We start from the raw sequence: 10,322 nt of genomic DNA on the forward strand, positions 1-10,322 counted from the left end.
AGGACAAGCTGTTCTACAACCGCTATCTTGTCGACGTCGGTCATCCTCACATCAAAGTACGCGCACATACGAAGCCGTCCCCACAGCTGCTTGCACTCTTGAAGGTCTGCCCGGCGCGCTGCTATGAACTCAACCACAAGGGGCAGGTCGAGGTCACCGTCGACGGCTGCATCGAATGCGGCACCTGCCGTGTCATCGGCGAACCCACTGGCGACATCGAATGGAGCTATCCGCGTGGCGGATATGGGGTGTTATTCAAGTTTGGATGAGGGCTGAACGGCAGGCCGCGTGTCATCGCCAAGAAGCACGGCCCAAGATTGGTCCACGAGCGACCTGATCAATTCGCTGCGACGATGCCGGCACACGGCAGCTGGGGCGCGTAGTTGCTCGTAGCTCAAACCCTAAAGCCCCAGCCAATCGATCACATGCGGCCAGATCTCTCGATGCGCACTCTGACCGACGAGCGCTCCAACTTGCTGCAGCGGAACACCGGTTTCCGCCTGATAGACAAGAACGGAGGGGGTGCTCAACGGTTGCAGTATGGGACCAGGAGGGCACCAAACGACTGGTATGATCAACTATCGCGGCGACGGGTCATTCAGTAAGCGGGTCCGAGCCGGCAAGAGGGCCGAGCACGTAAAGCTCGTTGCGGGCCAAGCAGTCTTTGCGAAAGCGCACGTCTATCCCATTTCGGAGCAGTTGGCGAGCGGGGTAAACTCATCGGGGCTCCCACGAATGGCGCGGAGGGGGGATGGCGAGCGCTTCCGAATCCGGCAAGCTGGCCGTGCAGCCTCGCAATAACGCACCAAGCACGAACTCCTCGGGTGCCGCGGTACGCTCGCCCCGATCGAGGAGCAGGCTCCCTGGCAGCGTGCTAATGGGCTCGGACGATGGTGCAATCAACGATCGATACTCGAAGTCTGGATCGTCAGACATCGCTTCGAAGATCGCCACCATACAGCCTTCGCGCTCCAGCGGCTGAAGCGTTGGAGAACGCTGTTCCAATCGCCAAACGCCTCTGGAAGATCACGCCAGCGAGCTCGCGTACGCACAATCCATAGAACGCCCTCCACGAACATCCGGTAGTCGCCTCCAGTCGATCCCTTTTGTCAGCCCGGCCGATAATCAGCGGCGCCATCCGATCCGACGGCGCGTCGCTCAAAACCATACGGTCGATCATACCCAAGACTGCCTCCCCAAAAGCAGTCTTGAACTGATGTGCCGGCTTAAGGGAATCCCAGGAGGTCCACAGGACCTAGTAAGCGGCAAGCGGTGGTTCCGATTGCTCCAACTTCGCCAGCGCAAAAATCTCTCCTCTTGGTCATTAAGGCCTTTCTTCGGCGGACGACCGATGCTGCTGCGTGTGAGAGAATGCACGCTTCGGCCAATTTGGCCCACTCTAATTCTCTAAGCCCGTCAGCTTGTCGAAAGCTGATCCTAGTAGAGTGAGAACTAGAGAGCGACACTATCCGCTCAGGATTGCGAACCGGCCCCAACCGGAGGGGAACATGGACCCACTTAACAATATCAGCCCATTCGACCGAGATCTCGCTACGTACAACGCCACGGTGGCACAACAGCAACAGCAGCAAGCGGAATTTGAGCCGCACTTGGATGAAGTGCCGCAACGCGATGCCGCTCCCGTCGCAGGGGTTCCTGCTCCTCCAGGCTCCTATTATCCGTTGGAGCTCGGGCGCCATAGTGCCCGCGATCCTCATTCCGAAGGCGCCGTCGCCAGACGTCTTGGGGACGCCGCTGCGCAGGACAGCGCGTCGCGGGAAGCTTTGAGATGGTCGGAGGGGCTCACAACGCAAGGTCACGATCAGGGTCTGCTGCGGGGGATCATGGACGAAGCCAGCCCAGCATCGTCTCTCGATCCAACCGTGCGCGATCACCAAGCGCCGGATTTTGGAGAAGCCGTTCGTCAGTTGAACCGGCGCGACGGCTACCAGCCGGCTCCGGACGAGCTGACCGGGAGCGCGGCGAAGAGGCAGAGGACGCTAAGCCATCCGCAAGAGGATGCCATTGCGCGGCAGCTGAGCGAGGCCGGCAATTCAGCCGCGCGCGTGTTGATGGAAGACGCCGGCCCACCGTCGCCTCTCGGGCGAGCTGTCGGCTCGCCAGTGGTCCTTCCTGCGGAAGGTTACGATCCGGATCTGCTGTGGGCGAGGATGGAAGGCGCCGGCCCACCGTCGCCTCTCGGGCGAGCTGTCGGCTCGCCAGTGGTCCTTCCTGCGGAAGGTTACGATCCGGATCTGCTGTGGGCGAGGATGGAAGGCGCCGGCCCATCGTCGTCTCTCGGGCCAACCGCGCGCCATCCTCAGGCCCCGAATTTCGGAGAGGCCGTTCGTCCCTTGAACTTCGGCCACCAGCACGCGCCGGACGAGCTGATCACTGCGCGGGAGGGGAGCAGCCTCCCGCCGAGCCAGGACAGCCGACCGACCAGCTTCGTGATCAACACTGACCGTTACACGGCGCTGTTGGTGCCCGCGGGGCTGATGAGGCAGAGCGCCCCACTCAATCCGCCAGGCGCTGCCATTCGTCTCGGATCTCGACCGGAAAACGCTCCGCAGCCGAGCGCGCGGCCGGGGAATCGGACCTCGCCAGCGCCGCTTGGACACAGGATGGAGCAAGCCGCGCCCGCGTCCGCCAGGGCTGAGGCTATGCCCTCAGCGGTCGGCGAGACTTTTGATGCTTCATTGGCCGTTCCCGAGGACTTTTCCCACGGCACCCAACCCGCGCCGGACATGATGATCTCGAAGCTGGGCCGCTGGGGCCTCTTGCCGGACGCGACGGAGCCGGTAAAGCACTACGACATTCGCGGCGAGCGCTACACCGCCGTCTTGGGGCCGGGAGGACCCAACGACGTTCGGCTCATCCATCACCCTCGAGTTGGTAGTGATGCTGCGCCAGCGGTGCCGGCGAGGGCTCTGTCAGACATCTAGCGCGGTCGTCACTCTCTGGCTGATCTGCCGTCCACACCGCAGAAGCTGCGTGATGACGCTGACTATCGTAATTCCGAGCAATTGTATTGGCTTCTTTGGCGGCATCAGGTGCTTCAGCGGGTCCTGAGCGAGGGTCGAAGATCGCTTGCGGTATGGATGACCGATTGATTTGCTCCGGGTGATTAGTTCGCAATCGGAGAACTTCACCCTGAGCGTCGCCGTCCCGCCCCGGGCGCCTGTGGCCTCGCAGTGGTGCGAAACCTTTTCGATGAGCGGCTTCAGTTCCGCTGCCGGAGCATCGTACTCCGCTAGGTCCTCTGAGAAGGTGTTCTCCGCGCCGAGGGACTTGCGGATCCGGTTGGCACGCACGGGACGCTCGTCGATGCCGTGGGTATCCAACAGAGTAGCTATCGGCCTTGCCGAAGTTGGCGTTCATGAACTCGAGTGTCTGTTGCGCATGTCCATGCCCGGGAAAATCCCGAGGCGGTTCATCTTGGCGCTTGTCGCCGGCCCGATCTCATGGAATTTCCCGGCGGGGAGATCCTGAACGGAGGTCGGACCCATCTTTGGCGTGGTAAGGAACGATCATGCGGCTTGCGGTGGTGCGAGGCGAGCTTCGCCAGCAACTTGTTGTAGGATGTCGGCCGAGCGGTCAGGCAGTGTCCAAGTGCCAGCGTGAGGCTATGACTAAGCGATAACCCGAAATCGACTAAACGCGACTTTGCAAAGACAAAAGCCTTCGACGAGGTCTTCCCAACGATGCGCAAGGCGCCGCGGCTCAATAAGGCGCCGACGAATAAGCTCGGCTTAGCCCCGTTGTCTTGAATCATTTCAAGGCCGGCGGCCCTAACTGGCAGAGCAAAATTGACGAAGCATTTGTGAAGACTTGACGGAAGCCCGCGGATAGCTGAACGGACGCTCCAGACGAGCGGGGCGTCTCGCGGAGCTTTTTGTTGCATCAGGTCGGCATATGAAATCTTGGGTTCACAATCGGCTGAACATGCTTAACGAAAAAGGCGACCAGCGCTGCTGAATCTGCGAACAGCAGATTCCGGGACTCGCGTAATGCGAGCCCGGAACAACGTGGTAAGAGATTGCAAGAGCAAACAAAAACCCCGGCATTGCTGCCGGGGTTCTCGCGTTTCGTGGTTCACGTGACGGCGGCTGGATCAGAAGTCCATAACACCCATGCCGCCCATGCCGCCCCCAGGAGGCATTGCGGGGCCGGCGGCCGGCTTCTTCGGCAACTCGGCGACCATCGCCTCGGTGGTGATCAGGAGAGCCGCCACCGACGACGCGTTCTGGACTGCGGTGCGCATGACCTTGGTCGGGTCGATGATGCCCTTGGAGACAAGGTTGCTGTACTCGCCGGTCTGCGCATCGTGTCGTAAGAGTACTGATCCTTCTCCAGGACTTTGCCGACCACGACCGAGCCGTCTTCGCCCGCGTTGATCGCGATCTGACGGGCCGGCCAGGACAGCGCCTTGCGCACGATCTCGACGCCGGTCTTCTGGTCGTCGTTCTTGGTGCGCAGGCCCTTGAGCTGCTCGGTGGCACGGAGCAGGGCGACGCCGCCGCCCGGAACGATGCCTTCTTCCACCCCCGCACGGGTCGCGTGCATTGCGTCATCAACGCGATCCTTGCGCTCCTTCACCTTGATCTCGGTCGCGCCGCCTTAGCTGACTGCAGCTCTCGGCGTCGACGATCTACGTCAGTGATAAGCGCCGCATGTGTCCGCGCGGCTTCCTGGCCTTTTCGAGGCCGGCTGGAATGAACGGCCGTTCCAGCTGATCCGGCAGGAATTCTATCTGTGGGCGGGAGCGCGGTCTGTCATGTCGGTCCGAGCGCTTCGCTTCACCGGCTGTTGATGCCTGAGTAATTCTCCCCAGAAGTGCCGTTTAAAAAATCCCCAGTTGATCGTGTCGCCCATCCTCAGGGCGCGCCCTGAGGATGGGCGGCGAATCGATCACCCAATCCTGCTCTGCCCAGAACGAGGGAGCGGGTGCGGTGATCAAGCTTGGGGAAGTCATCATGATTCTTGATCTTCATCGGCAGGGACTGACGGTTTCAGCGATCGCCCGCGAACTCGGGATCGATCGAAAGACCGTTCGTAAATGCATCGCTCGTGGCTTAGAGCCGCCGGTCTATGGTCCACGTAAGCCGCGCCAGCGCCGCATCGATCCATTCGTTCCGTATTTGCGCGAACGGGTGATGGCTTATCCCGGCCTGACCGGCCGCCGGCTTTTGCGGGAGCTTCGCGAACGCGGTTATGAGGGCGGCTACACCGCCGTTACCGACCTGCTGCGCGAGATTCGTCCGGTCCCATTGCCAACGTTTGAAGTTCGCTTCGAGACGCCACCGGGCGACCAGGCGCAGGTCGACTTCGCTCAATTCCAGGTGCAGTTCACCGATGAGCCGGCGGTCACCCGCATCGTTTGGCTGTTCTCCTTTGTGCTCGGCTTCAGCCGGCTGATTTGGGCGCGTTTTGTCCTGCACCAGGACATGCAGACGGTTCTGCGCTGCCATATGGCGGCATTCGAGGCGATCGGTGGCATCCTCCATGAGATCCTTTACGACCGCATGAAGACTGCCGTCATCGGCGACGCCGGCGGCAGCATCGTCTACAACCGGGCGCTGGTCGACTTCGCCCGACACTATGGCTTCCAACCCAAGGCCTGCCGTCCGTATCGGGCTAAAACAAAGGGAAAGGTCGAGCGACCTTATCGCTATATCCGCGAGGACTTCTTCCTCGCCCGCTCGTTCCGCAATCTCGATGACCTGAACGCGCAATTGCGCCATTGGCTGGATACGGTGGCCAATCCGCGTCTACACGCCACGACCCAGCGTGTCGTCAACGACGCCTTCGCCGAGGAGAAGGTGCATCTCAAAATGCTGCCGCTGGCACCCTTCCGCTCGGTCCTCAAGCTGGAACGGCGGGTCTCGCATGAAGGCATGGTGAGCGTCGGCGGCAATCTTTACAGCGTTCCCGACGCGACCCGGAAGCGGGTCGTCGAAGTGCATACGCTTGCCGATGAAGTTCGGATATTCGAAGACGGTGCCCTGGTCGCCGTGCACCCTGTGCTGGAGGGCCGACATCAGCGCCGGGTCGCCGCAGGGCATCGGAAAGTGCCGCGGATCACCGATCCCCATCGCGACACACCGATCTTGATCCTGCGCACCGCTGATGTGGTCGCCGCGCCCCCCTCGACTTCTACCAGGCCGTCGGCCGGCGGCTGGCCTGCCAGGGAGACCAGCCATGAACGCGGCCATCGAGATCGTACCGTCCGTGCTCGACCGAATCCGCAAAACCCTGGTCGGCTTGAAGATGCCGAGAGCGTTGGAGGTCCTGGACCAAACCGTGCGTCAGCTCGAGCGCGGCGAAGCCAGTGCGCTGGAGGTCATCGACACCTTGTTCGCCGAGGAACTGACGCTGCGTGAGAACCGCCGCGTGAAGATGGCGCTGCGGATGGCCAAGCTCTCGACCATCAAGACGCTCGCAGGATTCGACTTCTCGTTCCAGCCGTCGCTCGACCGCAATCGCATTCTCGCGCTCGCCCAGCTCGACTTTGCCGACCGCCATGAGGTGATCCACTTCCTCGGCCCACCCGGAACGCGCAAGAGCCATCTCGCCACGGCGCTGGGCGTGGAGGCCGTGAAGGCCGGCCGCAGCGTCTATTTTGCAAGTCTTGCCGACATCATCGGCGCTCTGACCAAGGCCGAGCGGGAGGGGCAATTGCGCGAGCGGATTCGCTTGCTGTGCCGGACCTCGTTGCTGATTGTCGACGAAATCGGATACCTGCCCGTCATCCCCGGCGGCGGCAATTTGTTCTTCCAGCTCGTCAATGCTCGCTACGAGCGCGGCGCCATGATCCTCACCTCTAGTCGCGGCTTCGCCGAATGGGGTGAGTTTTTGGCGACCCCGTGGGGGCACGTCCGCTCCAAGGCCCCGATCAACTCGCCAATCCGGCACAGTCGCCGCGCCGCCGCGGTCGACCACTCAAACATGGAGCCAACGATCACCACCCAACCGGCTGATCACCGAAATACCGCCCAGCTGGGGAATTTTACTTCGGCACATTTGGGGAATTTTGAAGCGGCATTGACAAGGATGGCAGGTTAGAGGAAATAGGGGCGCCCGCACCGATGCCAGAGGCAGAACTGCCGCCTGGCCTCTGCTCAGGACCATAACCCATGACCGCCATCGGCGAGACTGGCGTGCCGCCAAACGTCTGTTCGAGACGGTTGTAGACTGCCGAACGCGCATAGAAGCTGTCATTGACACGCCTGCCCTTCTCCGACGCATAGACGGACGGCGAAAGCTGACGCAGCGCAGATGTCACCACCGTACCGTCCGACCCGGAGAAGTCGAGTGCCGCGACGAGCGGGTGCAGCCCCACCGCAGCGTTGCCAGCTACGCGATCGAGCGCCGCGCCCACCTGGCGGCTGTTGGCATCGGCTCCATATTGCGAATAGGCATCAACTGCGCGGGAGAGTGTCAACGCGTAGGTGTTGTCGCCCTCGGCTGTAGTGCTTGCCATTAAGGTTGGCGATTGCAGCGATGTCGTCACGTTCGTGAACGAGCCTATGAGATTTGTTGCGTTCAGCCACCGATTGGAGGAGAGGCTAGAGCCGCTGCCATACCAGCCACGCTGCGGCATGATCGTGGAGCGTACCATCGAGCGTCGCATTCCCGTTCACCACGAGCCGGCTGAACGCACCAGCATCGTTTACGGCGACCTGCAAGCGACCGGTCGAGGTTTGCAGATACTCGCCATTCACCATTATGCTGTTGTCAAGACCGTCGATGAGCGGTGCGACAGCGCCGCTATTGGTGAAGCGGCCATCGCTATTGAGGAGATAACTGCCGTTGCCGGACATGATCGCGCCTTGCGCGACAGTTGCGTCGTACACTTGGTGATTGCCGGTCAACAACACGACGCCACCGGACAATTGCAGCGACAGGTTGTTGCGCCCAACGATACTTCCTTCATTGCGGGTTGCAAAGCTTGCGTCAGGCTGTCCGGTTGAGTGACCGTTCGCGTCAGGCGTCATGCCGAACGTTAATTTGGTCAGGCCAACCATTCTGGTCAAGCTGGGTGTAATCAGACAGAATGTCCCCTGACAATGTTGCGCCACGCATCACATTGATCTCGCCCACATAACCATTGTTCGACATGTACATCGCTGCGTGACTGCCAGCGAGGCGCCCGATCAGATCGAACGTCCGGACGGGATTATGATCTGATTGTTTTCGCCATCGACGCGGATGCCGGCGCCCCCTGCTCCTTGCGAAAGCAGGTCGGCGCGCTGGACCACAGTGTTGCCGCTGCCATAGACGTGCAGTCCCAATCCGAGCCTGGCCGTGTTGTATGTATTAGGCAGATAGGCGGTACGGTTAGCATTACGAGCGAAGAAGGGATTGTCGTTTACCAGATTCTGACCGTTGCCGTAGATCGAGTAACCGAAGGAATTGCGCCGATCGATGCTGTGGCCCATGTCCTGCAACGCGGCGAGCTCCGCCTCCATGAGGGAGGTATAATTCCGGTATTGCTGGTGGCTCATCAGGCTGTTCTTAAGCTCGCTATGCGAGACGAAGGGCAAGTCGTGCCGACCATCCTCGGTCATCACTCGCACCGGGATACCTGGCATGGCACGGGCCAGTACTTTACTCACATGCCGGCCTGCGAAATAGCCCTGATCGCGGCTCAGGTCGAAAACGTCGTCAGCTTGCGGGTTCGCGCAGCCGGTACAATAGATTGCCTATCCAGGCTTCGCTTGTTTGCCATTGTCATCGTGCAAATGGTCGGTCCAGGCATTTATCGATTCAGGGAAATACGGTGATGTCGCCTCAGGAGAAAATGGCGAATCTTTATAGTGAATGGTACTGGCAATTCCCAACTGATGGGCCAACTCATGAATCATAACGGGTACAAGACCGATCTTCGGCGTCGTCGGTAATTGCGACGGGATGTAGGCATCGGATGAGAACCCCATCTCGCCGATCTCAACCATGCCATGCGCGCCGTAGTGCAGTTCGCCCGGATCTTGACGCGTGAGTGCCGCCTGCACCTTGGTGCCGCCGTCGGGACAGAGGCCCATGCGGTGTAACCGTTAATCCCGCCGATGTTGACGATGGCCGGCGACTGACCCGGCGTGACGTTGATGATTTCAGCCCAATGCTGGATCGCCGCAAGCGAATGATCTATTTCCCATTGCGGCAAATTCCGCAATGAAGGCCGCGCGTCGCCTGCTCGGCAACAAAAAGGGCCGTCGCCGGTGCCGAATATCCGTGCCCGTATGAAGGGCACGCCGTTCGAATCCGTGACATCGTAACTTTCAACGGCCCTACTGGGCGAACCCAGCAACGCATTAACCGCAAGCACGATGGTCGTAATTGTCTTCGTCTTCATACTACACATTCTATTCGAGGCATCGATTGCAAGCGTGCTTTGCCGTCCAACTTCGAGCGCGTGGGCACGTCAACGCGCGAGCGGAGCGGCCCGTGATTGGTTACACATTGGCCGCGCGACTTCGCGGCCATAACCCAAACGGCAGCGCTTCAAGATGAAAGGAACGCTGTTTGCTCCGGGTCCTTGATGAAATTCAAATCCGCTCACGAAAGGCGCGTCATCGCCGTCGCTGATGCCTTTGATTCAACTTCCTTAACCTCAAACTCTGGCGCATCACGCTTGGCATTTACGCCCCGCTGAGCCGAGGCGCGCCGCGCCCGGATATCACCGCCTGATGTCTGCGGCGCCGGGATGATGTCGGTCATTTTCATGGTCCATGAGCAATGCGAGCTCCTTATTTTCTCTGATCGCGCGGCGATTCTGTATTGTGCAGGAGACAATCCCGACACAGCGGCGGCTGCACGCAACTGCCAAGCAACGGAGCAAAAGCCGGGCCAATCGCCTGACGCGTCCGCGCACGCAGCCGAGCTGAAGGCAGCATGCACGCGCGGTGGCCGTTGGGTGTGAAAGCAGGCACTACCACGTTCGGCGCCCTCCAATGTTGTCGCAAACTCGCCAATGCAAAGGAGCGCAATGAACGCGCGCGCCGAAAAATTGCAGCGCGTTCGTTACTCATCTTTGCTGGCGATTGCCGCAATCAGTTCAGGGCTTGAATGTGCCCGCAAAAGGCAGGCATGTTTATGCACTCATTATCATGAGCTTCGTCATGACATGCTTCAGGCCACATGTGAGCACTGGCGCGCGGGCCGGCCACGTCAAGATAGAGGGTGCGTGAGGCAAAGTGAACCTCCTCCGAATGAGTGGACACCTGTAGTAGGCTCATTGAGCCCGGAGGTGTTGAATGGAACGTCAACGTCGGTCATTTACCGAAGAATACAAGCGCCAGACCGTCGAGCTGGTGTTGTCG

Annotated in this window: 7 protein-coding genes and 5 pseudogenes; 4 read left to right on the forward strand and 8 right to left on the reverse strand. The window is 60.5% G+C overall.

Annotated elements, in window-relative coordinates; translation table 11 throughout:
• On the forward strand, positions 1–269 hold a 269-nt coding region (locus ACZYOF_RS39290; protein ID WP_463719107.1), incomplete at its 5' end, for a ferredoxin family protein.
• 608 nt (positions 270–877) lie between these two features.
• Here ACZYOF_RS39290 and ACZYOF_RS39295 read toward each other — a convergent pair.
• Both ACZYOF_RS39295 and ACZYOF_RS39300 read right to left on the reverse strand, forming a co-directional pair.
• Positions 878–1,186 (reverse strand): annotated as a pseudogene (locus ACZYOF_RS39295) (transposase); the annotation flags it as partial.
• Between the two features lie 1,747 nt (positions 1,187–2,933).
• Positions 2,934–3,344, reverse strand: a complete 411-nt coding sequence (locus ACZYOF_RS39300; RefSeq protein WP_463719108.1) for a DinB/UmuC family translesion DNA polymerase — start codon at positions 3,342–3,344, stop codon at positions 2,934–2,936.
• A 413-nt stretch (positions 3,345–3,757) separates the two neighbouring features.
• On the opposite strand from ACZYOF_RS39300, the pseudogene ACZYOF_RS39305 reads away from it, so the two are divergent.
• Positions 3,758–3,835, forward strand: a pseudogene (locus ACZYOF_RS39305) (BrnA antitoxin family protein); the annotation flags it as partial.
• 279 nt (positions 3,836–4,114) lie between these two features.
• On the opposite strand, the pseudogene ACZYOF_RS39310 reads toward ACZYOF_RS39305, so the two are convergent.
• Positions 4,115–4,620: pseudogene (locus ACZYOF_RS39310) on the reverse strand (TCP-1/cpn60 chaperonin family protein); the annotation flags it as partial.
• A gap of 332 nt (positions 4,621–4,952) precedes the next feature.
• Here ACZYOF_RS39310 and istA point away from each other — a divergent pair.
• A pseudogene (gene istA, locus ACZYOF_RS39315) lies at positions 4,953–6,205 on the forward strand (IS21 family transposase).
• A pseudogene (istB, locus tag ACZYOF_RS39320) lies at positions 6,202–6,980 on the forward strand (IS21-like element helper ATPase IstB). Before istA ends, istB begins: the two co-directional pseudogenes overlap by 4 nt.
• A 29-nt stretch (positions 6,981–7,009) precedes the next feature.
• On the opposite strand, the gene ACZYOF_RS39325 reads toward istB, so the two are convergent.
• The 5 genes from ACZYOF_RS39325 to ACZYOF_RS39345 all read right to left on the reverse strand — a co-directional run bounded on the left by ACZYOF_RS39325 (position 7,010) and on the right by ACZYOF_RS39345 (position 9,720).
• The gene (locus ACZYOF_RS39325; RefSeq protein WP_463719109.1) at positions 7,010–7,621 is read right to left on the reverse strand and encodes a hypothetical protein; all 612 of its coding nucleotides are present in this window, start codon (positions 7,619–7,621) and stop codon (positions 7,010–7,012) included.
• A complete protein-coding gene (locus tag ACZYOF_RS39330) occupies positions 7,569–8,027 on the reverse strand; it encodes a hypothetical protein (protein WP_463719110.1) in 459 nt (152 codons plus the stop codon). Before ACZYOF_RS39330 ends, ACZYOF_RS39325 begins: the two co-directional genes overlap by 53 nt.
• Before the next feature lie 129 nt (positions 8,028–8,156).
• Positions 8,157–8,570 carry a hypothetical protein gene (locus ACZYOF_RS39335; RefSeq protein WP_463719111.1) on the reverse strand — a complete coding sequence of 138 codons (414 nt, stop codon included), beginning with the start codon at positions 8,568–8,570 and terminating at the stop codon, positions 8,157–8,159.
• A 135-nt stretch (positions 8,571–8,705) separates the two neighbouring features.
• Complete coding sequence (locus tag ACZYOF_RS39340; protein ID WP_463719112.1) at positions 8,706–9,044, reverse strand: hypothetical protein; 339 nt, start codon at positions 9,042–9,044, stop codon at positions 8,706–8,708.
• 514 nt (positions 9,045–9,558) lie between these two features.
• Positions 9,559–9,720, reverse strand: a complete 162-nt coding sequence (locus tag ACZYOF_RS39345; RefSeq protein ID WP_165421398.1) for a hypothetical protein — start codon at positions 9,718–9,720, stop codon at positions 9,559–9,561.
• Between the last annotated feature and the right edge of the window lie 602 nt (positions 9,721–10,322).

Source organism: Bradyrhizobium sp. LeoA1Lang, from assembly GCF_055413685.1.

Coding starts and splice junctions, on each gene's coding strand:
- ACZYOF_RS39345 (WP_165421398.1), bottom strand. CDS start 9,720: ATGACCGACATCATCCCGGCGCCGCAGACATCAGGCGGTGATATCCGG.
- ACZYOF_RS39330 (WP_463719110.1), bottom strand. CDS start 8,027: ATGGTTGGCCTGACCAAATTAACGTTCGGCATGACGCCTGACGCGAAC.
- ACZYOF_RS39325 (WP_463719109.1), bottom strand. CDS start 7,621: ATGGTACGCTCCACGATCATGCCGCAGCGTGGCTGGTATGGCAGCGGC.
- ACZYOF_RS39340 (WP_463719112.1), bottom strand. CDS start 9,044: ATGGGCCTCTGTCCCGACGGCGGCACCAAGGTGCAGGCGGCACTCACG.
- ACZYOF_RS39335 (WP_463719111.1), bottom strand. CDS start 8,570: ATGACCGAGGATGGTCGGCACGACTTGCCCTTCGTCTCGCATAGCGAG.